This is a genomic window from Gaetbulibacter aestuarii, from assembly GCF_039537665.1.
Lineage (GTDB): Bacteria > Bacteroidota > Bacteroidia > Flavobacteriales > Flavobacteriaceae > Gaetbulibacter_A > Gaetbulibacter_A aestuarii.
Genome location: NZ_BAABAY010000001.1, coordinates 668,915 through 692,594, shown reverse-complemented (window position 1 = coordinate 692,594; position 23,680 = coordinate 668,915). Strand labels below are relative to the sequence as shown.

Below are 23,680 nucleotides of genomic sequence, written 5' to 3'. Positions count from 1 at the left end.
AACTCATAATTCATGAAAGCATCACCCAAACATATCTTAGTGATACGATTATCAGCTCTGGGTGATGTTGCTATGACGGTACCTGTACTCCGCGCCCTTTTGGATCAAAACCCTGAAGTTCATTTAACGGTTTTAACGCGGCCGTTCTTTAAACCTTTATTTCGGGATATAGATCGGCTGGATGTTATTGAGGCTGAGGTAAATTCAAAACATAAAGGTGTTTTCGGGTTGTATCGTCTCGCTCGACAACTTAACAGGACGCATAAATTTTATGCTATTGCCGATCTTCACAATGTGTTGCGTACTCAAATCTTAAAACCTTTTTTACGATGTAAACGCGTGGTGACCATCGATAAAGGTAGAAATGAAAAAAAAGCGCTAACCAAAGGGCTAAACTTTAAAAAATTAAAAAGCACGCATCAACGCTACGCGGATGTTTTTAATGCCCTGAGTTTTCGTGTGGATTTGAAACAAGCTGTTTTTCCGAAGTCGGAAGCGTTATCCCAAAAGATTTTATCTCGAACCGGTGAAAAAGAAGGTCCCTGGATTGGTATTGCACCATTTGCGGCACACGAGGGAAAAATGTATCCGCCGGACCAAATGAAAATGGTGATAGCGGAGCTTTCAAAAACCTATAAGATTTTACTTTTTGGAGGTGGCAACGATGAAGCAAAACGCTTACAAAGTTGGACGGAAACCTTTGAAAATACTGTAAATCTCGCTGAAAATCTTTCTTTAGAGGAACAACTGGACGTGATCTCAAACCTGGACGTGATGCTTTCCATGGATTCCGGTAATGGGCATTTAGCAGCCATGTATGGCGTAAAGGTTATAACCGTTTGGGGTGTAACGCACCCTTTTGCCGGTTTCGCACCATTTGATCAACCGGAAGATTATGCCTTGTTGGCCGACCGGGAAAAATACCCAAAAATACCAACCTCGGTTTATGGCAATAAATATCCTGAAGGCTACGAGCGTGCCGCTGGTAGTATTCCGCCGAAGGCGATCATTCAGAAAATAGAAAGTGCTTTAGCAGACTAAACGTCGTCGTAATCAATAACTACTTTAGAACTTGTTGGGTGTGCCTGACAGGTTAAAATCAAACCGTCTTCAACTTCCTGATCTGTAAGAATATTATTCTGACGCATTTTTGCTTCACCTTCTTTTAAACGTGCTAAACAAGTACTGCAAATACCTCCCTGACACGAATACGGAGCGTCAAGATCTTCGTCCAAAGCAGCTTCTAAGATACTTTGACTTGGCGACATTTCGAAGGTTGTGGTTTCCTCGTCTAAGGTTATCGTGATCGTAGTTTTATCTGTAGGCGCGCTGGTATCTTCAACTTCATCCTGTTTAGAAGCTTTAAACAACTCAAAATGAACGCGGTCTTCAGCAATACCATTTTCATCCAAAACAGCTTTTACAGTATGGATCATAGGTTCCGGACCACAAATGTAAAAGGCATCAACATCAATGTGTTTGTATTTGTTTTTCAAGACCAGGTTAACGGTACTTTTCTCGATGTGACCAAAAAGGGCATCTTTCTCTTTTACACGACTAAATATAAATTGAATAGAAAAGCGGTCTTTGTATTGGTGTTGAAGTTGGAGAAGTTCTTCCATAAACATGGTGTCTTCAACCGATTTGTTACCATACATTAAAACAACTTTGCTTTCCTTTTCTTCCTCAAGGGCACATTTTAGAATACTCATTACAGGGGTAATACCGCTGCCGGCAGCAAACAAAACGATATTTTTGATTTTAGAATCGTTTGGCGTAAAAATAAATCGTCCTTTTGGTGAAGCTACTTCCAGGGTATCGCCAACTTTCAGGGTGCGATTGGCGTAGGCGGAAAAAGTTCCGTCTTCAACTTCTTTTACCGCAACTTTGAGTTCCTTGGAATTGGGCGCGACACACAGCGAATAATCCCGGCGAATCTCCTTGCCGTCAATATTGGTTTTTAAAGTGATGTATTGTCCGGCTTTAAATTGAAAGGTGTCTTTTAAGTGCTCCGGAATGTTAAAACGAATACTAACGGAATCTGCCGTTTCTCTGGTGATGTTCGCTACTGAAAGTTTATGAAATGATGACATTACTTTTTTCCTGCAAAAATAGTGAAGCACATCGGTTTTATGGGTGTTTTTAGCTTAAAATTATACATAAATAAGTAATGCATAAAATATTTATGTATATTTGAAATCGATGAAAACAACCAATATTTATACTGGTAGTCTATCAACAATCGTTATGAAACTGTTAAATGAACACGATTCCATGTATGGCTACCAGATTGTGAAGCGGGTTATCGAAATTACGCACGGTGAACTGCAAATCACGGAGGGTGCCTTATATCCTTGTTTGCATAAACTTGAAGCGGCCGGTTTTGTTGAGGTATCTTATGCCATGATTGGAAGACGCACACGAAAATACTACAAGCTTACCGAAAAAGGAACCCGTGAAACGGTTAAGAAATTGGCTGAATTGGAACGCTATATTCAAAATATGCGCGCTTTGATCCATCCGAAATTTCGACAGGCGGAGTGATTTCACTTGTCATTACGAGGAGTATAGCGAAGGCCTAGCTGAATTAGATGGGAAGAATCTCAAGAATTAGAATTCATAGATTCTTCGCTGACGCTTTGAATGAGAAACTGATTCGTCATTGCGAGGAGCGGTACGACGTGGCAATCTTATGAATAGAACTTCTTTTATACAGATTGCTTCACGTTGTTCGCAATGACAAAAATAGACGTCATTACAAGGAGCGGAGCCACGTGGGCTTGCCTGCCTTTGGTAGGAATCTCATCAAGCGGTTTCCTAACTACAGATTGCTTTGCTTCACGCCAAATGACCAAAAGATGGTTGGAATTGCGAAGCCGCGTAAGGGATTGTAGTGGCATCCTTTTTTGAAGCATGAAAAAAAGATATAACGGAAAGCCCGACCGCGACGCAGGAGCGGGAACGCCCAAAAAGCAACTATTTATTAGAGCATAGTACTTTTGTCGATAGTTCTGAGTACGCTCATGGACCGCCTGTTTAAAAATTCTGCTAGTTCTTATACAACAAAAATATTCCAACTATCTTGTAACAAATTTGGTGAGCTCTATACCAATGAGTTGACTTTAGCTATTAATCTTTTTTAAAAAATCAAAAACACTTTACATGAAAACATTTTTATTGGCAGGTTTAATGTTCCTGGGTTTAACGTTGAATTTGAACGCGCAATCTGACGATTCGTACAAACAGGAAACTATTGAATTCATAAAATTAACAGGCGCAACCAAGGCGTTTCAAAATGCGATAGCTCAAATTGGCCAAATGGTGCCGGAAGATAAAAAGGTTGATTATACCGCGGAAGCAGAAGGCACTTTGGATGATCTTTACAGTAAAATGGCGGATATTTATATGGCCGAATTTACACAAGGTGAGATCGAGCAATTGGTGGCTTTTTATAAAACCGATCTGGGTAAAAAATTAGCCTCAAAACAAACCAGTTTAACTCAAAAGGCTATGGGTCTGGGACAAAATTGGGGTATGGAAGTTTCGGCTATTGCGCAGAAATATCAATAATTTTTAGTGGTTTACAACGAACTAATTTTACAATTTCCTTATTGTGATTAAGCGATTTCTGTTTTTAGAATGGCGGTCTTTTTTTAGATCTGCGAGCTTGGGTAAAAGCCTGGTAATAAAATTTTTTATGGGGTTTATTGCCTTGTATTTTATGGCCGTGTTTTTATTTATGGGGTTTTTCCTCTTGGATATTATCAATAAAATAGCTCCGAATCAGGATCCCATAAGTGCGATAAATACCGGAATATTTTTCTGGATCATGGTGGAATTGCTGATACGGTTTTTCTTCCAGAAGCTCCCTGCAATGCATGTAAAACCCTTATTGGTATTAAACTTAAAACGTAAAACTATTGTGAACTACGTTTTAGGTAAATCGGCATTGTCGTTCTTTAATTTTTTACCGTTATTCGCCCTGATCCCGTTTGGGATTCGCCTGTATTTAACCGGTTATAATGGCGGAACCATTGTGTTATGGATCTTCGCCATTTTTCTGATCAGTCTTATAAATAACTTTCTCAATTTTATTATTGAAAGTGTGTTTGCAGATTTTGCAGCGTCTTTTTTACCCATTGTGCTAGGTTTAGCCGGCCTTTTTGCTTTGAATTATTTTGAGATCATTCATTTAGATACCCTGGTAGCTAGTGGTATGAACGCTATTTTAGAATCACCGGTTTATTTTCTTGTGCTTTTAGGGCTTTTGGTATTGCTGTATTATTACAATTTTAAATTATTGAATGCCAAACTGTATCTCGATAGCGGTTTAAAAACCAAAGTGAAAGAAGTGAATGCCTCCAACCTGGAATGGACCAGAACCTTTGGAAGTATCGCGCCTTTTTTACAACTAGACCTACGTTTGATATGGCGTAATAAACGCAGTAAATCTTCAATATGGATTTTAGTCATGGGGTTGTTATACGGATTGTTCTTTTATCCAAACCCTACTTACCATGATATGCCCTGGTTCTTTATGTTTGTTGGGATGTTTTCAACGGGTATTTTTCTGATCAACTTCGGACAATTTATTCCTGCCTGGGATAGCGGTTATTACAAACTGCTTATGAGTCAGAATATCAAATATGAGGATTATTTGAAATCGAAATTTCTCTTAATGACCATCAGCGTCGTATTGCTTTTCGTTTTGGGCATTCCTTATGTTTATTTTGGATGGAAGATCTTAATGGCTCATTTCGCGGCAGCAGTTTACAATATTGGTGTAAACTCACATGTCATTTTATTCGGGGGTTCGTTCAACAGAAAAAAAATAGATCTGAGTCAGAAAGCTGCCTTTAATTACCAGGGAACCGGATTAGTTCAGTTTTTAATTGGTATTCCTTTACTCATTATCCCAATGGGTCTTTTTGCAGGCTTCTACTTTTTGATCGGTTTCGAATTAGCTTGTGGTGTGCTTTTGCTTTTCGGAATCGTGGGGATCCTATTTCATAAACCCTTAATGAAAGCTATTACCAATAAATATATCCAATCTAAGTACAAAATGATCTCAGCGTTTAACCAAGACAATTAAAACAGGTGTTATGATAACAACAAATAACATTTCAAAAAAATACGGCACCAATGAAGTGCTAAATATTCCTTCATTAGATATTCCCAAAGGCCAAAGTTTTGGTCTGGTTGGAAATAATGGCGCAGGGAAAACAACCTATTTCAGTTTAGTGCTCGACCTTATTAAGCCAACAACAGGGTATATTGATAATAATAATATCCGGGTGGATGAAAGTGAAGACTGGAAACCTTTTACCTCTGCGTTTATTGATGAAACCTTTTTGATCGGGTATCTTACACCGGAGGAATACTTCTATTTTATTGGAGAATTACGAGGCCAGAATAAAGCTGATGTAGATACTCTGGTAGCACAATATGAAGATTTTTTCCATGGTGAAATTACCGGTCAGAAAAAATATTTGCGCGATCTGAGTAAAGGAAATCAGAAAAAGGCCGGGATTGTTGCCGCGTTGATCGGGAATCCGGAAGTGATCGTGCTGGATGAACCTTTTGCTAACCTGGATCCAACAACTCAAATACGACTAAAAGGAATTATTAAAGACCTTGCAGAAACTAAAGGGGTTACCATCCTGATCTCAAGTCATGATCTGATGCATGTCACCGATGTTTGCGAACGTATCGTGGTATTAGATCAAGGTAAAGTAGTTAAAGATCTCGTGACCAGCGAGGCCACCTTGAAAGAACTGGAGATGCATTTTTCAAATTAAATACATTTCGATCTGCCGTTTATTTTTATGGTTGAAATGAAAAAGATGTTTATTTTTACCCTTTAGTATAATAATAACAACGCTTTGTAGTTATTTAACCAACTAAAGACCGGCAGTATTGAAAGCATCTGGAAACCGAATTATTCTTACTATTTGTGCTGTGCTTTTGCTGATAAGCTGTTCTCGAAAAAAGGACAAGTTTTTGAGCCGGAATTTCCATGCTGTAACCGCAGAATATAACACACTTTTTAACGGATATAATGCGTTGGAACAGGGACGCTCTGAGTTGAATACCCGTTATAAAGATAATTATTGGGAGCTTCTTCCGGTAGAGCGCATGCAGATTGACGAGGATATTCTGCTGCCCGGAGAAGCCAGAAACGACAATTTTACCCGAGCCGAAGAAAAAGCGGCAAAAGCCATTCAAAAGCATAGTATGAACATCGAAGGGAAAGAAAAAAACCCACAGATGGATGAAGCCTATTTGCTTTTAGGTAAAGCCCGGTATTTTGATCAGCGGTTTGTGCCGGCACTGGAGGCGTTCAATTATATCCTATATAAATATCCTGCCAGTGATAAGATCAGTCAGGCACGGATCTGGCGTGAAAAAGCCAACATTCGTTTAGATAATAACGAGCTTGCTATAGAGAATTTAAAACGCCTTCTACGCGCGGAGCCTTTGGAAGGCCAGGATCTGGCTGATGCCACATCAATGTTGGCCCAGGCGTATATCAACACAAAGGTTATCGATACGGCGGTTACGCAACTTGGGATGGCAGCCAAGGCCACAAAAAGTAATGACGAACGTGGTCGCTATCGGTTTATTCAAGGCCAATTATACAACCAGTTAGGATATAAGGATAGTGCCAATATGGCTTTCGATAAGGTGATCGAACTAAATCGAAGAACGCCGCGAATTTATATGATCAGTGCCTACCTGGAAAAGATCAAGAATTTCGATCTTGAAAATGGCGATAAAATGGCTTTGGAAGACCTGCTGGATGAATTGGAAGAAAACCGCGAGAACCGTCCGTTTCTTGATAAAATTTACCATAGTATTGCCAAATACCGCTTAAGAAATGGACAGGATTCCTTAGCTGTGGTATACTTCAATAAATCACTACAAACCTTATCTTCGGATTTGCTACTAAAGTCCAAAAATTACGAGGCGCTTGGTGATATGAATTTTGATAATTCCGTGTATGAGGTTGCCGGTGCGTACTATGACAGTACGATGACTGTTTTTAAGGATGAATCTAAAATATCCAGAGTAATCAAACGAAAGCGAGATAATTTAGAGGACGTTATTTTATATGAAGGCATTGCTAAAACTAACGACAGTATTCTGAACTTAGTAAATATGCCGGATGCTGATCGTTTGGCTTATTTTGAAGCTTTCGTAGCCCATTTGAAAGCCAAGGCAGAGGCTGCCGAGGCTGATGAAAAGTCTAAAAGCATGAATTCCGGAATTATAGGAGCTGTGGCAAATCAACAAACTAACATTTCCGGTGGACGGACGGCACAGCAATCGGCGGGATTCTATTTTTACAACCCTACGTTAGTAGCGTATGGTAAGAATGAATTCGTTAAAATCTGGGGTAATCGGCCGTTAGAAGATAATTGGCGTTGGTCCAAAAGAACACTAAATAATCAGGTTTCACAAACGCAACCCACACAAAATATAGTAGCCCAAGCTACGGATGAAGAAAAGTTCGATCCGCAGTTTTATATGGCCACCGTGCCTTCAAACCCAAAAGACATAGACAGTCTAAAAACAGATCGTAATTATGCTTACTATCAGTTAGGGTTGATTTATCGGGAAAAGTTCAACGAACTGGAATTAGCCAAAGATAAATTCCTTGATCTTTTGAACAGTGATCCGGATCCGAAGTTGATACTTCCTTCAAAATACAACTTGTATAAAATTTATGAAGCTTTAGGAGAAACCGGTGAAGCTGAGGTGGCGCGCTACGATATTATTAAAAACTATCCTGATTCCCGCTATGCAAACATATTATTGCATCCCGATCTGGTAACCGGTAGAGAAGAGAACAGCCCCGAACGAATTTATGAAGCCTTGTATGAAAAAAATCAAAATCAGGAGTATACTGAAGTAATCTCTGAATGTGAAAAGGACATCAATAAGTTCAATGGCGACCCTATTGTTCCGAAATTCGAATTATTAAAGGCAAATGCTATAGGGCGTTTAAAAGGTTTTGAAGCCTATAAAGCGGCATTAGGCCAGGTAGCCTTAAATTATGCCAATACTGAAGAAGGTAAAAATGCACAATTCATGCTTACGGATGTATTGCCGAAGTTAGCGTCTACCGCGTTCAAACCCGATACAGAGGAAGGTAATTACTACGTTGTATTTCAATTTGATAGCATCGATAGAGAAGCGCTTCCGGAATTCAAAAAAACCTTGGATGAGATATTGGAAAATATTCAAAAATATTATGACTTGAATACTTCCATTGATGTCTACTCACCCAACACCACATTTTTGGTTATCCATGGCTTTAACAACAAGCAGGTGGCTGAAACATTCGACCAATTACTTGCCGAATACAACGAGAAAAAAATAAAAAGATCGTACTTTTATATTTCTGCAGCCAATTATCAGGTGGTGCAGATCCATAAAAACCTGGATCAATATCGAACCCAATTATCAATTAATTAATAGCAATAATGTTCTCTGATAACAAAAAAGACAAGAAAAAAATGGAAAATACATCTGGACAAAATATAATTTCTGAAGGCACAAAAATTGTTGGCGACCTTACGGGTAAAGGTGATTTTAGAATAGATGGAGCCATTGAAGGTAATGTAAAAACCTCTGGTAAAATAGTCGTAGGAAAATCAGGTATGATCAAAGGATCTCTGGAAGGTACCGATGCTTATTTCGAGGGAAAATTTTCAGGTAAATTAGCGCTTTCAGGAACCTTAACTCTGAAAAGCTCAGCACATATTGAAGGCGAAGTAACTTCATCTAAATTAGCCGTAGAGCCTGGTGCAACGTTTAATGTAACCTGTGTGATGAAAGGCGCAGTTAAAGAAATCAACAACGGTGGGCAAAAACGAGAAAAAGAATCCAAATCCGAAAAAACCGCTTAAAAACTTTGCGATCCTCACGGGCGTGGGGCTTCAAATGGGCGTAACCATTTATTTGTTCGTTCAATTGGGGAAATGGCTGGATGCTACCTATAACGACGGAGGAAAACTCTACCTGGTTATTATGACGCTTCTGGGCGTTGCAATATCTTTATACGCTTTAGTAAAGCAATTAAACCGATTCAATAATTAATGACACAAAATACCTTTGTAAATTTTTCTATCAAAGTCGTTTTGTTATTCAGTCTTACTTTTGGGATTCATTTAGGTATTCTAAAAGCTTTGGGCTTACCCTTGTGGGCGCATTACATCCTGTGGTCTTATATTATTAACTTAAGTTTAGTTGTAGTCATTTTTGGGTTTCTTTATTATTTTCGAAAGAAATACAAAGAGCAATTAGGTTTTTTATTTCTTTTTGGCAGTTTATTCAAGTTCTTGGTGTTCTTCATTTTTTTCTACCCGATCTATAAAGCAGATGGCACTATTTCAAGAGCAGAATTTGCCACCTTTTTTATTCCGTATGCAGTGGGCTTAATTTTCGAAACTTTAAGCTTAGGAAAATGGTTAAATAATTTAGACTAACGCTCTAAATTTTATAGACTTAACTTATATTTTAAATAAAAGAAAAAATTGTTTTTGTTTTTGAGATAAAAAGCTACCTTTGCAGCGATTTTTAAGCCACTATGATTTAAAGTGATATGCGAAAAAAAATAGCCTTAAAACCAATAACATTTTTACTGCTTTTAGTAACCTTTTTGTCCTACGGAAAAGAAGGTGAACACGAGATGTCGTATTCTGATGGGAAAGATACCAAGCCAGAGGTAAAGGCTTATATCGAACATCACTTAAAAGATTCGTACGATTTTAATTTCTTCTCCTATACCAAAGACGGTCATGAGGTTCATGTTGGATTTCACTTACCTGTGATTCTATGGGACAATGGCTTAAAAGTATTTTCCTCAGGAAAATTCCACTATGGCGAAGAAGTTGCCGAAGTAGATGGTAATTATTACAAGCTTTTTCATTCTAAGATTTACAAAGTAGATGGTCCTGAAGGGCACATCAATGAAGATGCTGAAGGGCATCCAACGAATGAAAAGCCACTAGATCTTTCCATTACAAAAAACGTGGTCATGATCTTTATGATCTTCGCGATCGTTTTCATTATGTTTTACCGCATGGCGCGCGCTCACAAAAACAACGACGGTATTCCAAAAGGAATGGGGCGTTTTCTTGAGCCTATCGTGCTTTATGTTCGCGATGAAATAGCCATACCCAATATTGGAGAGAAACATTACAAAAGATATATGAGTTATTTGCTAACCGTGTTCTTTTTCATTTGGATCGTTAACCTGTTTGGTTTAACACCCATCGGAATGAACCTTACAAATAACATTGCGGTAACCATGTGTTTAGCGCTTATCACTTATGTGATCACAACATTTTCAGGTAATAAGAACTATTGGAAACACATTTTCTGGATGCCTGGTGTACCATGGCCAATGAAAATCATTTTAGCGCCCATTGAATTGCTTGGAACCATCATTAAACCTTTTGCCTTGATGATCCGTTTGTACGCGAACATCACAGCAGGTCACATTGTTCTAATGAGTATTATCGGATTGATCTTCCTTTTTGAAAACTGGATCGGAAGTTCATTATCCTTTTTATTAGCCTTTGTATTAGCTATCCTTGAATTATTGGTAGCGGCTTTACAGGCGTATATTTTTACCGTGCTATCGGCGCTATATTTCGGTATGGCTGTGGAAGAACACCACGACGAAGCACATTAATAAGTTGAATGTTTAATTAATTTAATACATATATTTATGGAAATACCAGTTATGGTAGGTGCAGGTTTAGTAGTAATTGGAGCCGGAATCGGAATCGGTCGAATCGGTGGTTCTGCCATGGAAGCAATTGCACGCCAGCCTGAAGCTACAGGGAAAATTCAAACCGCTATGCTTATTGCAGCAGCGCTTATTGAAGGTATTGGTTTCGCAGCGTTATTTGCTGTGAGCTAGAAACAACTAAGAAACAGCTATAACGGTTGGTTATAGCTGTTCTTTTTAATTAAACAGAAGACGATTTTATTTAAGTAATTATGGAAAAATTATTCGAAGACTTTTCATTAGGATTATTCGTTTGGCAAGCAGTTTTGTTCATTGCTTTGATATTATTATTGAAGAAGTTTGCCTGGAAACCCATTTTAGATTCTGTTAACGACAGGGAAGAAGGTATCAAGAACGCGTTGGAATCTGCTGAAAAAGCAAAACGCGATATGGAAAACCTTCAGGCGGATAATCAAAAGCTTTTGAAAGAAGCACGTGCGGAACGCGAATCAATGCTGAAAGAGGCGCGTCAGATGAAGAATAAAATGATTGAGGATGCCAAAGGTGAAGCTGAAGCACAAGCGAATAAAATGATTCAACAAGCACACGATGCGATCGAAACCGAAAAGAAAGCTGCTATGGCTGAATTGAAAAAGCAAGTAGCAGACCTTTCAATTGAAATCGCAGAAAAGGTAGTGCGTCATGAATTGGCTAGTAAAGAAAAACAAAACGCGTTAGTGGCAACTATGTTGGACGACGCAAAAATAAACTAATAACGCATGGCAGGAGCAAGAGCAGCAATACGATATGCAAAAGCCGTTTTGGCTTCGGTTTCTAATGACAAAGAAGCTCAGGCGGTAAATGAGGATATGAAACTCATTGCAAATACCATTGCAGGAAATCGCGAGTTCAGCAGTGTTATTCAAAGCCCTGTGATCAATGCCACTGCAAAAAAGGCAATCCTTGATGAGGTTTTCAAAAACACCAATAAGCTAACCATTAGTTTAATAGATGTCCTAATTGAAAATAACCGGATTGCACTTTTACATCAGGTTGCTTCAAAATATTCGGAGCTATACGATCAATCTAAAGGAATTGCCCATGGTACAGTAACCACGGCTGTGGCACTAACCCCTGAACTGGAAAAACAGCTTTTAGCTAAAGCCAAAGCCATGACCGGGAAAGACGTGGATTTAAAAAATAAAATAGACGAATCTATTATCGGTGGATTTATTTTACGCATTGGCGATGTACAGTACAACGCCAGTATCATAAATCAACTAAACAATTTAAAAAGAGAATTTACATTAAATTAAGACTTGCCCGGGGCCAAGCCAAGGGTGTAAATACTAAATAAAGATGGCAGAAGTAAAACCAGCTGAAATATCAGCAATCTTAAAGAAACAATTATCAGGTTTTGAAGCGAGCGCTTCATTAGATGAAGTTGGAACAGTATTAACGGTAGGTGATGGTATTGTACGTGCTTACGGATTATCTAATGCGCAATATGGCGAGTTAGTAGAATTCGATGGCGGATTAGAAGGTATCGTACTTAACCTTGAAGAAGATAACGTTGGTATCGTATTACTAGGTGGATCCTATGGAGTAAAAGAAGGCTCTACGGTAAAACGTACCTCTAAAATTGCTTCTATTAATGTTGGTGAAGGCATTGTTGGTCGTGTTGTGGATACTTTGGGTAACCCTATCGACGGTAAAGGTGCTATTTCTGGTGAAACATATCAAATGCCATTAGAGCGTAAAGCACCGGGAGTAATTTATCGTGAGCCTGTAACCGAGCCATTACAAACAGGTATTAAGTCTATTGATGCGATGATCCCAGTTGGTCGTGGTCAACGTGAGTTGGTTATTGGCGACCGTCAGACCGGTAAAACTACCGTTTGTGTGGATACCATCTTAAATCAAAAAGAATTTTATGATGCCGGTAATCCTGTGTATTGTATCTATGTTGCCATAGGACAAAAAGCGTCTACGGTAGCGAATATTGCAAAAACCTTAGAAGATAAAGGTGCTTTAGCCTATACAACGATTGTTGCGGCCAATGCTTCTGATCCTGCACCAATGCAGGTATACGCACCTATGGCTGGTGCTGCGATCGGTGAGTATTTTAGAGATACTGGTCGTCCAGCTTTAATCATCTATGATGATCTTTCTAAGCAAGCGGTAGCATACCGTGAGGTGTCGTTGTTATTACGTCGTCCACCGGGACGTGAAGCGTATCCTGGAGACGTATTCTACTTACACTCCCGTTTATTAGAGCGTTCTGCAAAAGTCATTAATGATGATAATATTGCCAAGAACATGAACGACCTTCCTGATTCTTTGAAACCTATGGTTAAAGGTGGTGGTTCATTAACAGCATTACCGATCATTGAAACACAAGCGGGTGACGTATCAGCTTATATCCCAACAAACGTAATTTCGATTACCGATGGTCAGATCTTCCTGGATGGTGATTTATTCAACTCTGGTGTGCGTCCGGCGATTAACGTAGGTATTTCGGTATCACGTGTGGGTGGTAACGCGCAGATCAAATCGATGAAGAAAGTAGCCGGTACTTTGAAATTAGACCAGGCTCAGTTCCGTGAATTGGAAGCTTTCGCGAAGTTTGGTTCTGACCTTGATGCTTCTACATTAAATGTTATTGAAAAAGGGAAACGTAACGTAGAGATCTTAAAGCAGGCGCAAAACGATCCTTACAAAGTAGAAGATCAAATTGCGATCATCTATGCCGGATCTAAGAATTTATTGCGTAATGTACCTGTTGAAAAGGTTAAAGAATTTGAACGTGATTATTTAGAGTTCTTGAGAGCAAAACATGCAGACGTTCTTAGTACTTTAAAGGCAGGTAAACTAACCGATGAGGTAACAGATACCTTAACGGCTGTAGCGAAAGATCTATCAAGTAAATATTAATTGTCATTCCTGCGAAAGCAGGAATCTCATTATTTGAAGTTCAATTAAAAAAGATTCCGTAACAAGTACGGAATGACAAAAAGAGATTATGGCGAATCTTAAAGAAATACGTAACAGAATATCATCGGTGTCTTCAACGATGCAGATTACCAGTGCCATGAAAATGGTGTCGGCTGCAAAGTTAAAGAAAGCCCAGGATGCCATTACCGCCATGCGGCCTTATGCCGATAAATTGACGGAGTTATTGCAAAATCTGAGCGCTACTTTGGATGATGATACCGGAAGTAAATATGCTGTACAACGTGAGGTGAAACGCGTTCTTATTGTTGCTATAACTTCAAACAGAGGTTTGGCAGGAGCGTTCAACTCGAACATTATAAAAGAGGTTAACCGATTAAGTACTGAAACATACGCTGATCAAAAAGTATCCTATGTGGCCATTGGTAAAAAGGCTAACGATGCTTTTAAGAAGTCAGGAAAAGTGATCGCTAATGAAAGTCCCGTTTTTGATGATCTGACTTTTGATAATGTGGCCAAGATCGCAGCGTTTTTAATGGACAAATTTGTTGATGGTGAATTCGATAAGATCGAAATCGTTTACAATCAATTTAAAAATGCTGCGACTCAAGTTGTTAAAGCAGAACAATTTTTACCTATCGCTCCGATTGAAGGGGATGTAAAGGCCCAGGCCGATTATATTTTTGAACCTTCTAAAGTAGAAATTGTTGAACAATTGATTCCGAAGTCTCTTAAAACCCAATTATATAAGGCTCTTAGAGATTCATTTGCAGCGGAACATGGCGCTCGTATGACAGCTATGCATAAAGCTACAGATAACGCTAAAGAACTACGGGATCAGTTGAAATTAACATACAACAAAGCACGTCAGGCCGCTATTACTAACGAGATCCTTGAGATCGTTGGTGGTGCTGAGGCCTTGAATAATTAATTGTTATTCAGAAGGAGCGGTAGCGACTGAAGCTTGCCTGCCTTGGGTAGGAATCCGAAAAAATATAACCCCACAATCTGTGGGGTTTTTTAGTTTTTTAGAACCACGTTATCCATTTCCTCCTGCAATAACGTATATTTGGTATGTCGTGACTTAAAAAGCGTATTTTTAGCATTATAAACTGTCTTTTTCTTGAGTGGATTAAAGTCATTATTCAAACAAACTGCAATCTATGGGTTAGCCACCGTGCTGCCCCGCATGCTTAGCTTCTTACTGGTGCCTCTTTATACTACCAAAGGTGTTTTATCTTCGGTAGCAGAGTACGGTAAGGTATCTGTTATTTTTTCCTATTTCGTATTGCTGAATGTGGTCCTGGCCTATGGCATGGAAACTGCTTTTTTCCGTTTTTTCAATAAAGAAGATGACAAATCTAAAGTTACGGCAACCTCTGCGATCTCTTTGGTGCTATCCTCTGTTTTATTTTTTGTTCTGGCTTTAACTTTTCAGAATTATATTGCTGAGCTTATCAGTATTGATGTAAAATACATTAAGCTGGTCATTTGGATTCTGCTATTAGATGCTTTGGTAATCATACCATTTGCCTGGTTACGAGCCAAGGCCCGACCCATGCGCTATGCTATTGTTAAAATATTGAATGTAGCCATTAACCTGGGATTGAATTTGTTTTTCCTGTTAGCTTTAAAAGATCTGGCCCAGGATTACACGTTTTTTGACGCCATTTATAAACCGCATTTTGAGATCAGTTATATCTTTATTGCCAACTTAATTGCAAGTGCAGTGACCCTCCTTTTAATGGCACCGTTCTATTTGCAGCTTCACTATGTTTTTGATAAAGTCCTTTGGAAGAAAATGCTGAAATACGCCTATCCGGTGCTTATTGCCGGCGTTGCCTTTTCAATTAATGAAACGTTCGACCGCATCTTACTAGCCGAAATATTACCATCCGATAGTGCCGACACACAAATTGGGATGTATTCAGCCTGTTATAAGATTGCTGTTTTTATGACGCTTTTTGCTACAGCCTATCGCCTGGGAATAGAACCTTTCTTTTTTAGTCACTCTAAAGCGGAAAATCCACAGAAAAACTATGCCAGAATCCTTGAATTTTTTGTAGCCTTAGGAGCTATCATATTTTTATCCGTTGTGGTTTTTGCGGATGTTTTAAAACTTTTCATTGTACGCAGTGAAGACTATTGGCAAGCCATGTGGGTTGTTCCCATAGTGCTCTTAGCTAATTTCTGTTTGGGTATTTACCACAACTTATCTGTGTGGTATAAAATTACCGACCGCACAAAATTTGGTGCCTGGATTTCTGTAACAGGAGCTTTGATCACCTTAAGCATTAACTTATTTTTTATCAAAGAATTCAGTTATAAGGCATCGGCTGTGGCAACCTTAGCCGCTTATTCCATCATGATGTTTTTGTCCTTTTTCTTTGGCAGAAAATATTATCCTATTCCTTATAACCTCAAAAAAATAGGGTTGTATCTGGGAGGTTCTACGCTGTTTTCCTGGTTGTCCTTTTATGAATTTAGGGGCAATTATGTTATTGGAATAGCGCTGTTAATTGTATTTTTGGGAATCGTTTACAAATTAGAGCGAGACAAGATAAAACAGGTTTTGAAATTGTGATGTGGCCACAGAAAAACAATAAAAATAAACACATGAAAATAAAAATCATCAATAAATCCAATCACGGTTTACCACATTATGAAACGGAAGCTTCGGCAGGACTGGACTTACGTGCATCGCTATCCGAACCAAGGGTTTTAAAACCTCTGGAACGCAGTGTGGTGGGCACTGGGTTGTTTATTGAATTACCAATAGGCTACGAAGCCCAGGTGCGCCCCAGAAGCGGATTGGCTGCCAAGAAAGGCATCACTGTATTAAATGCTCCCGGAACGATCGATGCCGATTACCGTGGTGAGATCGGGGTGATTTTAGTGAATTTATCACATCACGATTTTGTGATCCAAAATGGAGAGCGTATTGCACAATTGGTTATTGCCAGGCATGAGCGCGCTGAGTGGGAATTGGTAGAAACGCTTACCGAAACAAAACGTGGCGAAGGTGGTTTTGGTAGTACCGGGGTGAAGTAGACCAATTCCTGCGCAGGCAGGAATCTCCTGATAAAAATTTATGAATCATTGGTATGTTTATATAATGACAAATAAACCTAACGGGGTTTTGTATATTGGAGTAACAAATAATATTGAAGAACGTGTTAAAGAACATAAATTAAAGATTTATCCTAAATCATTTACTGCAAAATACAATTGTAATAAACTTGTTTATTTTGAAGAATTTGATAAGGGAAGCGAGGCGGAAAAGAGAGAAACGCAATTCAAAAAATGGAAAAGAAACTGGAAAATTGAATTAATTGAAAGCATGAATCCTGGTTGGATGGATTTTTCCATGAACTGGAATATGAATTATAATAGATTAAGATAATAACCTTTAAAAGATACCTGCTTTCGCAGGCATTTATATGAAAATAATAGTTCCCATGGCGGGTCGCGGATCGCGATTACGGCCGCATAGTTTAACTGTTCCAAAACCTTTAATTCCGGTGGCAGGGCAGCCTATTGTGCATCGTCTGGTAAAAGATATTGCCAAAGTTTTAGATCAACCTGTAGATGAGATCGCCTTTGTGTTAGGAGATCCCGCCTGGTTTGGCGACAATGTTGTAGCTAGTTTGGAAGCTTTGGCTAAAAGTTTAGGTGCAAAGGCGAGTATCTATCGTCAGGATCAACCCCTGGGAACCGGGCATGCCATTATGTGCGCCAAACCTTCACTTACCGGTCCTGCTGTAATTGCATATGCGGATACTTTGATCCGTGCCGATTTTGAATTGGATCCGGAAGCCGATAGTGTAATCTGGACCAAAAAAGTGGATAACCCGGAGGCCTACGGTGTTGTAAAACTGAATGAGAGAAATGAAATTGTGGAGCTGGTTGAAAAACCGAAACAATTTGTTAGTGATCAGGCCGTTATAGGCATTTATTATTTTAAGGATGTAGCGGTTTTAAAGACGAAATTACAGGAAATTCTAGATGAGAATATAACCAATGGCGGAGAATACCAGATCAATGACGGGATTAAGCGCATGATGGCCGAAGGAAAAATATTTAAAACAGGAACCGTTGATGAATGGATGGATTGCGGAAACAAAGCCATTACCGTAGAAACCAACCAGCGCATGCTTGGCTTTTTAGAAGCCGATGGCGAAGAACAATTGATAGCTGATTCAGCTACCATTGAAAATTCTTCTGTTATTGAACCCTGTTTTATTGGAGAAAATGTGGTATTGAAAGATTGTACGATCGGACCGTTTGTTTCGATTGGGGAAGGTACTGTAATTGAGAATTCAACCATAAAAAATAGTCTGATTCAAACGCGGACTCAGATCAAAAACGCCAATCTAGAGGATGCCATGATCGGGAATCACGTGTCTTACAATGGCGAGTTCACCAAAGTAAGTTTGGGTGATTATACGGTTTTGGAATAGAATTTGACAGGTGTTATGCGGATTAGTATGTAACAATTCATGAATAAAAAAAGCATCATATTTATTTTACTTACAGCCCTTTTTATGGGTTTGCAGGTAACTTTTGCTCAGGTAGATTTCAATAAGAAACCTACGGACGATCTGGGCAATGTTCAGGATGCTTTTCAGGAATCATTTTTTGAAGCCTTGAAACAACGCGCTATTGAAAATTATGATAAAGCTATTGAGGCTTTATTGAAGTGCGAGGATATCGATCGCCGATCGGCTGTCGTTTATTATGAGTTGGGCTTGAATTACATTCAGCTTATGAATTTCGGCGCCGCCGAAGATGCGCTTAAAAAAGCCGTTCGCCTGGAGCCGGAGAACAAATGGTATAATGATGCACTTTACGGCTATTATCTGGAACAAAAAGATTATGATAAGGCCATAAAGACCCTCAAGGACATTGTGGAATATTACCCCGATTATAAAGAAGATTTAGCCGGACTTTACGTAAAGGTGGAAAAATTTGATAAGGCGCTTGATATTCTGGACGAACTCGATGCACAATTCGGCATTACTGAAAGCCGGGATATGATGCGAAATGCCATCTACAAGGCCACCGGAAGAAAGGATGAACAAATAGAGAATCTTCAGGAACGCCTCGAGAACAATCCGGATGATGAAGCGAATTATTTAAAATTGATTTATCGCTATAGCGCCAATAATCAAGAGGAAAAAGCCTTTGAGACTGCTAAGGAGCTCCTTAATGTTCATCCACAATCTCAGTTGGTACATTTAGCTTTATATAAGTTTTACTTGAAATACAATCAGCCGGAAAAAGCTATTGAATCGATGAAGATCGTAGTTAAAAGTCCGCAAATAGAACCGGAAGCCAAATTAAAGGTCCTAACCGATTTTGTTAATTTTGTAAAAACGCATCCGGAATACGAAAAAGATCTGGTTGAAGCGACCGCAGTGGTTGGAAACACTAACAATGTGAGTACCTTATTAGAGCTTGGGCAGTATTATCTTAAAACCAACGATAAGACCAAAGCACTCAAAAATTTTGAAGCCGCCATGGCACTCGATCCTGATAATTTAAGAGTTTTGAAAAACACTTTGCTTTTGTATCTGGACTTTAAGAAATATGAGAATGCAGCTGAAAAGAGTAGTGAGGCCATGGAAAAATTTCCGGCGCAGCCCATATTCTATTTAATTAACGGTGTGGCCTCCAATGCCTTGAATAAACCCAAACAGGCTCTGGAAGCCTTGGATATGGGTATAGATTTTGTGGTAGATAATCCAAAAATGAAACGTGATTTCTATTCTGAAATGAGTAAGGCCTACACCTTGTTGAACAATACGGCTAAAGCTAAAGCGTTTAGTGATAAAGCCGCGCAAATACCCGAATCAAATTAATGACGAAGTATACAAAACTTATTATTGTTTTATTTCTGAGCACACTTTTTAGTTGTGGCACGACTAAAACCCTGACTTCAGGCGAAGCGAATTATAAGCTTTCCACTAAGCAACTCCTAAGAGAGAACACCAGACAAACGGCTAAATTCCGAACGCTGGATTCAAAAGTGAAATTGACCTACGACGCTGATGGCCGATCTCAATCTTACAACATCAATTTGCGAATGGAGAAGGATAAAAAGATTTGGATCAGCTCCTCTTTTTCTGTGGTAAAAGCGATGATCACACCTGAAGGCGTGAGCTTCTACAACAAGTTGGATAAAACTTATTTTGAAGGTGGATTTTCTTATTTGAGTGAAATTCTGGGAATCCAATTAGATTATACGAAAGCGCAAAACCTTATTTTAGGTGAATTGCTGTATCCCGCCAAAGGACAAAACTATACCTCTGAAGTTTCGGATAACAACTATGTTTTACAACCTAAGAATCAAAGTGAGCTTTTTGAACTATTCTTTTTGATAGATCCGGCGATGTTTAAAGTGAGCTCTCAACAAATAGCGCAATCGGAAACACGCCGTTTATTGCAAATTGATTATCAAAAATATCAGGAAGTACAACGTCAGATCCTCCCGGAGGATATTCGTATCCTGGCTGTAGACGGCACCCAGGAGGCCATCATTGAACTGGATTTTAAGAATACCTCACTAAATGAAAGTCTGCGTTTTCCTTTTAAAATTCCGTCGGGTTATAAAAAGATTGAATTGTAGAAATGTTACTAAAACAAACACATAGAAGACTTATTATTTTAGGCTTGTTGCTGTTTTGTTTTATGGGTTTTTCGCAAAATAATAAGCAAAAAGCCCTGGAAAATCGGCGTCAGGAAATACTTCGAGACATCAAAATGTTCAATGCCTTGCAGTCAGAGAATCGCTCGCAAAAGCAATCGGAGTTATCCAAGATCGAGGATTTTAATTATAAGATCAATGTGTTGAACAATCTGATCAAGGTTACGAACCAACAAGCTAATTATCTTACCCGAGAAATAAATAATAACCAGAAAAAAGTAACTGATCTGCGTGCTGAACTAAAACAGCTAAAAGCGGATTATGCGGCGATGATCGTGAAGTCGTATAAAAGTAAAAATCAGCAGAGCAGGTTAATGTTCTTATTGTCTTCGGAAGATTTTAAACAGGCCTACAAACGTCTGCAATACATTAAGCAATACGCGGCTCATCAGAAGAAACAGGGTGAAATGATCAAGGCGAAAACTCAGGAACTACAGGAGATCAATCAGGATTTACTGAAACAAAAAGAAGCCAAGAATGCGTTAATTGCTGAAAATCGAAAAACCCAAAGAGAACTGGAAGCTGATCGGGCGGAACATCAAAAATTGATGAATGCCCTGAATAAACGAATGAGTCAAATTTCGGGTGAGATTAGAGCAAAACAGCGTGAGGCCGATCGGATAGAAAAGCAAATAAATGATATTATCAAGGCGGAAATTGCAAAATCGAATGCCAAGGCCGGGAAATCTGAATCCAGCACTACCTTTGCCTTAACACCGGAAGAAAAGCTACTGGCTTCTAATTTTGAATCTAACAAGGGAAAATTGCCCTGGCCTGTTGAAAAAGGGTTTGTGCGTTTAGGTTACGGACGGCAACCTTCATTGATCAATAAATCGCTCATTGTAGAGCGTAACGGGGTGCTTATTGCTACGGAAAAAGGCGCTGAGGTTCGTGCCGTTTACGATGGTGTGGTGAGCAGAATTATCATGATCAAAAATGCTTATCCCGTGGTCGTGATCCGCCATGGTAATTACATGACAGCGTATCGAAATGTGATCAATATTCGGGTAAAGGAAGGTGAAAAAGTGAGCACTAAGCAGGTTATTGGTGACGTGGCTACCAATCCGGCTACCGGTGAAACTTTATTGAGCTTTATTGTCTACAAAGATTCCAAAACTCAGAATCCTGCGAGTTGGATCAATCATATGTAATTGCGATACTTTCCGGCTTTTAATGATGCCGCAATAGGCCTGCCTGCCGGCAGGGAATGCAACGGTTATCCTTTTTTTACCTTCGGCGGAAAAAGACAGGAGCGGAAAGCCCAAATCCCACTCAAAGTGGGAGGATTGCCCAAATTATTTTTTAATGAAAGAAAAGTGCTTTAAGCTCCGTGGCGTCTTCAGGTCTTAGTTTGCCTGCAAGCACCAAACTGAGTTGTTTACGACGTAAAGCCGCTGCGTGACGCTCTTTTTCGATTTCGGTTTGCGGAAGGACTTCGGGAACCCGGGTTGGCAAACCGGTTTCATCAACGGCTACGAAGGTGTAAATGGCCTCATTCGCTTTAGTTCGGTCGCCAGACTCGCGGTCTTCGATCCAAACATCAATAAAAATTTCCATGGATGTTTTGAAAGCGCGCGATACCTTAGCCTCTACGGTTACTACACTTCCCAGTGGCACGGCCCGATTAAAAGCGACGTGATTTACCGATGCGGTAACCACGATACGACGCGAATGCCGACGCGCAGCAATACTGGCAGCGCGATCCATACGTGCGAGAAGTTCGCCTCCGAATAGATTGTTTAAGGGATTGGTTTCGCTGGGTAGAACCATATCGGTCATGATGGTTCTGGATTCTTCAGGTGTTTTTGCTTTCATAGCCTTTGTAATTAGGCTGCAAAGGTACGTGATTTTAAGGGATTTGCTAAATGCATTTTTTCCTAATTGCTTCGTGGAATAACCGTTTATCGATGGTTTATATTTTGTTTTGTAAGAAATATCAAAATAATAAGATTCACTCAAAGATATTACGGATATGTTTCTCACTTTTAAGTATTCAAAGTACCAAAACCACCTAATTGATTTAATGTTTTAATGAATTTTGATTCTGAAGATTTATTTGGATGACGATTCTAATATTTGATTTAATCAGGAAGTATGAAACAGATTTTTCCAAAAGAAATTGTTGATTTTACTGCTGAGGTGCATTGGTACAAGCACAGTAAACGAAGTATCATAATCTATTCCATTTTATTAATGGCACTTATTTTAGTGATGTTTTTACTTCCGTTTATAGAAGTTCCTATTTATACCAATTCCAGAGGCATCATTAAAGCTGATAAGGAAAGAGTCGTTATAAGTACTTCAACTTCAGGGCTTATTTTAAAATCGTATTTAAGAAATAACGCTTCGGTTCAAAAGAACGATACCCTTTTAATTCTAGATAGCAACATTATTTCTGAAAAGTTGAAACTAACATCTAAGCAAATTTCAGAATTGGAACCATTTATTGAGGATCTGACTTATTTGATCAAAAACAAGTATTGCAATTTAAAACAAATAACGTCATCGAAATATCGTAAAGAGTTTTTAGTTTTTCAGGAGAAGAAAACAGAATTAATAACTCGAAGAAAAAAATTAAAAATAGATTTTGATCGAGACAAAAAGTTATACGATAAAGGCGTTATAGCAAGGGTTGATTTTGAGAACTCAAAATTTAATTATGATTTAGCTTTAAATGACATTAAACAATTAAAACAACAACAAGGTAATCAATGGGAAGCCAGTTTAAATGAATTCAATAAAAATTTATTAGAATTAAAAAGCACACATGAGCAACTACAAGATTCAAAAAATAAGTTGGTTATAACGGCCCCGGCGAGTGGCACACTATTAAATGTAAAAGGCATGGATGCCGGCAGCTTTATTAATGCCGGAGCGGGTTTTGCTGAAATCTCTCCGAATACAGAGCTCCTAGTAGAATGCTACGTAAATACTATGGATATTGGATTGTTGCGATTGAATGATACCGCTAATTTCCAGATAGACGCATTTAATTATAATCAATGGGGATTGGCAAATGGAACCATCATTGATATTGGAAAAGATGTGGAATATATGGATAATGCCATGGTTTTTAAAGTGCGGTGTAGCCTGAATAAAAAGGAGCTTAAACTTAAAAACGGCTATAGGGGTCGTTTAAAAAAAGGAATGACTTTAAATGCGCAGTTTAAATTAACGGAACGATCACTTTTTGACTTGCTATATGATAAAGTTGATGATTGGGTTAATCCTAATACTATGGAGATGGTGTCATCGGAATAGGAAATATCAAAAACGGATTC

The 23,680-nt window shown here is 38.9% G+C and carries 26 protein-coding genes; 23 read left to right on the top strand and 3 right to left on the bottom strand.

Features of this window, described 5'->3' with window-relative positions:
• The first annotated feature begins 12 nt into the window (after positions 1-12).
• Entirely contained in the window at positions 13-1,041 is a 1,029-nt protein-coding gene (locus ABD682_RS03035) for a glycosyltransferase family 9 protein (RefSeq protein ID WP_344738862.1), read from the top strand.
• Here ABD682_RS03035 and ABD682_RS03030 read toward each other — a convergent pair.
• On the bottom strand, positions 1,038-2,093 hold the full coding sequence (locus ABD682_RS03030; RefSeq protein ID WP_344738860.1) for a 2Fe-2S iron-sulfur cluster-binding protein: 1,056 nt from the start codon (positions 2,091-2,093) through the stop codon (positions 1,038-1,040). The genes ABD682_RS03035 and ABD682_RS03030 overlap by 4 nt on opposite strands.
• Before the next feature lie 109 nt (positions 2,094-2,202).
• On the opposite strand from ABD682_RS03030, the gene ABD682_RS03025 reads away from it, so the two are divergent.
• Positions 2,203-2,544, top strand: a complete 342-nt coding sequence (locus tag ABD682_RS03025; RefSeq protein ID WP_344738858.1) for a PadR family transcriptional regulator — start codon at positions 2,203-2,205, stop codon at positions 2,542-2,544.
• A 164-nt stretch (positions 2,545-2,708) separates the two neighbouring features.
• Here the strand turns inward: ABD682_RS03025 and ABD682_RS03020 are convergent, their stop codons facing one another.
• On the bottom strand, positions 2,709-2,915 hold the full coding sequence (locus tag ABD682_RS03020; RefSeq protein WP_344738856.1) for a hypothetical protein: 207 nt from the start codon (positions 2,913-2,915) through the stop codon (positions 2,709-2,711).
• Between the two features lie 247 nt (positions 2,916-3,162).
• Between ABD682_RS03020 and ABD682_RS03015 the strand changes: the two genes are divergently transcribed.
• From ABD682_RS03015 to ABD682_RS02920, 20 genes are all read left to right on the top strand, one after another.
• On the top strand, positions 3,163-3,570 hold the full coding sequence (locus ABD682_RS03015) for a DUF2059 domain-containing protein (RefSeq protein ID WP_344738854.1): 408 nt from the start codon (positions 3,163-3,165) through the stop codon (positions 3,568-3,570).
• 43 nt (positions 3,571-3,613) lie between these two features.
• Positions 3,614-5,092, top strand: coding sequence for a DUF5687 family protein (locus ABD682_RS03010; protein WP_344738852.1), 1,479 nt, complete (start codon positions 3,614-3,616; stop codon positions 5,090-5,092).
• A gap of 10 nt (positions 5,093-5,102) precedes the next feature.
• Entirely contained in the window at positions 5,103-5,798 is a 696-nt protein-coding gene (locus ABD682_RS03005; protein WP_344738850.1) for an ABC transporter ATP-binding protein, read from the top strand.
• A gap of 160 nt (positions 5,799-5,958) precedes the next feature.
• Positions 5,959-8,478: a type IX secretion system periplasmic lipoprotein PorW/SprE gene (gene porW, locus ABD682_RS03000; protein ID WP_455429220.1), complete on the top strand. Its 2,520-nt coding sequence runs from the start codon at positions 5,959-5,961 to the stop codon at positions 8,476-8,478.
• 8 nt (positions 8,479-8,486) lie between these two features.
• A complete protein-coding gene (locus ABD682_RS02995) occupies positions 8,487-8,912 on the top strand; it encodes a bactofilin family protein (protein WP_344738846.1) in 426 nt (141 codons plus the stop codon).
• Positions 8,866-9,102, top strand: coding sequence for an AtpZ/AtpI family protein (locus tag ABD682_RS02990; protein ID WP_344738844.1), 237 nt, complete (start codon positions 8,866-8,868; stop codon positions 9,100-9,102). Before ABD682_RS02995 ends, ABD682_RS02990 begins: the two co-directional genes overlap by 47 nt.
• Positions 9,102-9,491 (top strand): DUF6168 family protein, encoded by a 390-nt coding sequence (locus ABD682_RS02985; protein ID WP_344738842.1) that lies wholly within the window; start codon positions 9,102-9,104, stop codon positions 9,489-9,491. Before ABD682_RS02990 ends, ABD682_RS02985 begins: the two co-directional genes overlap by 1 nt.
• Positions 9,492-9,607: 116 nt before the next feature.
• Positions 9,608-10,702, top strand: coding sequence for a F0F1 ATP synthase subunit A (gene atpB / locus ABD682_RS02980; RefSeq protein WP_344738840.1), 1,095 nt, complete (start codon positions 9,608-9,610; stop codon positions 10,700-10,702).
• A gap of 36 nt (positions 10,703-10,738) precedes the next feature.
• Entirely contained in the window at positions 10,739-10,933 is a 195-nt protein-coding gene (gene atpE, locus ABD682_RS02975; RefSeq protein ID WP_344738838.1) for an ATP synthase F0 subunit C, read from the top strand.
• A gap of 80 nt (positions 10,934-11,013) precedes the next feature.
• On the top strand, positions 11,014-11,514 hold the full coding sequence (locus ABD682_RS02970) for a F0F1 ATP synthase subunit B (RefSeq protein WP_344738836.1): 501 nt from the start codon (positions 11,014-11,016) through the stop codon (positions 11,512-11,514).
• 6 nt (positions 11,515-11,520) lie between these two features.
• Positions 11,521-12,057, top strand: a complete 537-nt coding sequence (gene atpH, locus ABD682_RS02965; protein ID WP_344738834.1) for an ATP synthase F1 subunit delta — start codon at positions 11,521-11,523, stop codon at positions 12,055-12,057.
• Between the two features lie 43 nt (positions 12,058-12,100).
• A complete protein-coding gene (gene atpA, locus ABD682_RS02960) occupies positions 12,101-13,675 on the top strand; it encodes a F0F1 ATP synthase subunit alpha (RefSeq protein ID WP_344738832.1) in 1,575 nt (524 codons plus the stop codon).
• Positions 13,676-13,763: 88 nt separating this feature from the next.
• Positions 13,764-14,624 (top strand): ATP synthase F1 subunit gamma, encoded by an 861-nt coding sequence (atpG, locus tag ABD682_RS02955; RefSeq protein WP_344738830.1) that lies wholly within the window; start codon positions 13,764-13,766, stop codon positions 14,622-14,624.
• A gap of 192 nt (positions 14,625-14,816) precedes the next feature.
• Positions 14,817-16,277 carry an oligosaccharide flippase family protein gene (locus ABD682_RS02950; RefSeq protein WP_344738828.1) on the top strand — a complete coding sequence of 487 codons (1,461 nt, stop codon included), beginning with the start codon at positions 14,817-14,819 and terminating at the stop codon, positions 16,275-16,277.
• A gap of 32 nt (positions 16,278-16,309) precedes the next feature.
• Positions 16,310-16,744 carry a dUTP diphosphatase gene (dut, locus tag ABD682_RS02945; protein WP_344738826.1) on the top strand — a complete coding sequence of 145 codons (435 nt, stop codon included), beginning with the start codon at positions 16,310-16,312 and terminating at the stop codon, positions 16,742-16,744.
• Positions 16,745-16,784: 40 nt separating this feature from the next.
• Positions 16,785-17,096 (top strand): GIY-YIG nuclease family protein, encoded by a 312-nt coding sequence (locus tag ABD682_RS02940; protein ID WP_344738824.1) that lies wholly within the window; start codon positions 16,785-16,787, stop codon positions 17,094-17,096.
• Positions 17,097-17,133: 37 nt separating this feature from the next.
• Positions 17,134-18,153, top strand: a complete 1,020-nt coding sequence (locus ABD682_RS02935; RefSeq protein WP_344738822.1) for a sugar phosphate nucleotidyltransferase — start codon at positions 17,134-17,136, stop codon at positions 18,151-18,153.
• A gap of 39 nt (positions 18,154-18,192) precedes the next feature.
• A complete protein-coding gene (locus tag ABD682_RS02930) occupies positions 18,193-19,554 on the top strand; it encodes a tetratricopeptide repeat protein (protein ID WP_344738820.1) in 1,362 nt (453 codons plus the stop codon).
• Entirely contained in the window at positions 19,554-20,321 is a 768-nt protein-coding gene (lolB1, locus tag ABD682_RS02925) for a lipoprotein insertase outer membrane protein LolB1 (protein ID WP_344738819.1), read from the top strand. The genes ABD682_RS02930 and lolB1 overlap by 1 nt, the downstream gene beginning before the upstream one ends.
• 2 nt (positions 20,322-20,323) lie before the next feature.
• Positions 20,324-21,550: a murein hydrolase activator EnvC family protein gene (locus ABD682_RS02920; RefSeq protein ID WP_344738817.1), complete on the top strand. Its 1,227-nt coding sequence runs from the start codon at positions 20,324-20,326 to the stop codon at positions 21,548-21,550.
• Between the two features lie 151 nt (positions 21,551-21,701).
• On the opposite strand, the gene ABD682_RS02915 is transcribed toward ABD682_RS02920, so the two are convergent.
• Positions 21,702-22,214, bottom strand: coding sequence for an acyl-CoA thioesterase (locus tag ABD682_RS02915; RefSeq protein WP_344738815.1), 513 nt, complete (start codon positions 22,212-22,214; stop codon positions 21,702-21,704).
• 279 nt (positions 22,215-22,493) lie between these two features.
• Here ABD682_RS02915 and ABD682_RS02910 point away from each other — a divergent pair, with 279 nt between their 5' ends.
• Complete coding sequence (locus ABD682_RS02910; protein ID WP_344738813.1) at positions 22,494-23,660, top strand: HlyD family secretion protein; 1,167 nt, start codon at positions 22,494-22,496, stop codon at positions 23,658-23,660.
• The last annotated feature ends 20 nt before the right edge of the window (positions 23,661-23,680 follow it).

Bases quoted from the DNA above. Each gene is read 5' to 3' on its own strand.
- ABD682_RS03035 (WP_344738862.1), top strand. From the start codon at position 13: ATGAAAGCATCACCCAAACATATCTTAGTGATACGATTATCAGCTCTG.
- ABD682_RS03030 (WP_344738860.1), bottom strand. From the start codon at position 2,093: ATGTCATCATTTCATAAACTTTCAGTAGCGAACATCACCAGAGAAACG.
- ABD682_RS03025 (WP_344738858.1), top strand. From the start codon at position 2,203: ATGAAAACAACCAATATTTATACTGGTAGTCTATCAACAATCGTTATG.
- ABD682_RS03020 (WP_344738856.1), bottom strand. From the start codon at position 2,915: ATGCTTCAAAAAAGGATGCCACTACAATCCCTTACGCGGCTTCGCAAT.
- ABD682_RS03015 (WP_344738854.1), top strand. From the start codon at position 3,163: ATGAAAACATTTTTATTGGCAGGTTTAATGTTCCTGGGTTTAACGTTG.
- ABD682_RS03005 (WP_344738850.1), top strand. From the start codon at position 5,103: ATGATAACAACAAATAACATTTCAAAAAAATACGGCACCAATGAAGTG.
- ABD682_RS02995 (WP_344738846.1), top strand. From the start codon at position 8,487: ATGTTCTCTGATAACAAAAAAGACAAGAAAAAAATGGAAAATACATCT.
- ABD682_RS02985 (WP_344738842.1), top strand. From the start codon at position 9,102: ATGACACAAAATACCTTTGTAAATTTTTCTATCAAAGTCGTTTTGTTA.
- atpB (WP_344738840.1), top strand. From the start codon at position 9,608: ATGCGAAAAAAAATAGCCTTAAAACCAATAACATTTTTACTGCTTTTA.
- atpE (WP_344738838.1), top strand. From the start codon at position 10,739: ATGGAAATACCAGTTATGGTAGGTGCAGGTTTAGTAGTAATTGGAGCC.
- ABD682_RS02970 (WP_344738836.1), top strand. From the start codon at position 11,014: ATGGAAAAATTATTCGAAGACTTTTCATTAGGATTATTCGTTTGGCAA.
- atpH (WP_344738834.1), top strand. From the start codon at position 11,521: ATGGCAGGAGCAAGAGCAGCAATACGATATGCAAAAGCCGTTTTGGCT.
- atpA (WP_344738832.1), top strand. From the start codon at position 12,101: ATGGCAGAAGTAAAACCAGCTGAAATATCAGCAATCTTAAAGAAACAA.
- atpG (WP_344738830.1), top strand. From the start codon at position 13,764: ATGGCGAATCTTAAAGAAATACGTAACAGAATATCATCGGTGTCTTCA.
- dut (WP_344738826.1), top strand. From the start codon at position 16,310: ATGAAAATAAAAATCATCAATAAATCCAATCACGGTTTACCACATTAT.
- ABD682_RS02940 (WP_344738824.1), top strand. From the start codon at position 16,785: ATGAATCATTGGTATGTTTATATAATGACAAATAAACCTAACGGGGTT.
- ABD682_RS02935 (WP_344738822.1), top strand. From the start codon at position 17,134: ATGAAAATAATAGTTCCCATGGCGGGTCGCGGATCGCGATTACGGCCG.
- ABD682_RS02930 (WP_344738820.1), top strand. From the start codon at position 18,193: ATGAATAAAAAAAGCATCATATTTATTTTACTTACAGCCCTTTTTATG.
- lolB1 (WP_344738819.1), top strand. From the start codon at position 19,554: ATGACGAAGTATACAAAACTTATTATTGTTTTATTTCTGAGCACACTT.
- ABD682_RS02920 (WP_344738817.1), top strand. From the start codon at position 20,324: ATGTTACTAAAACAAACACATAGAAGACTTATTATTTTAGGCTTGTTG.
- ABD682_RS02915 (WP_344738815.1), bottom strand. From the start codon at position 22,214: ATGAAAGCAAAAACACCTGAAGAATCCAGAACCATCATGACCGATATG.
- ABD682_RS02910 (WP_344738813.1), top strand. From the start codon at position 22,494: ATGAAACAGATTTTTCCAAAAGAAATTGTTGATTTTACTGCTGAGGTG.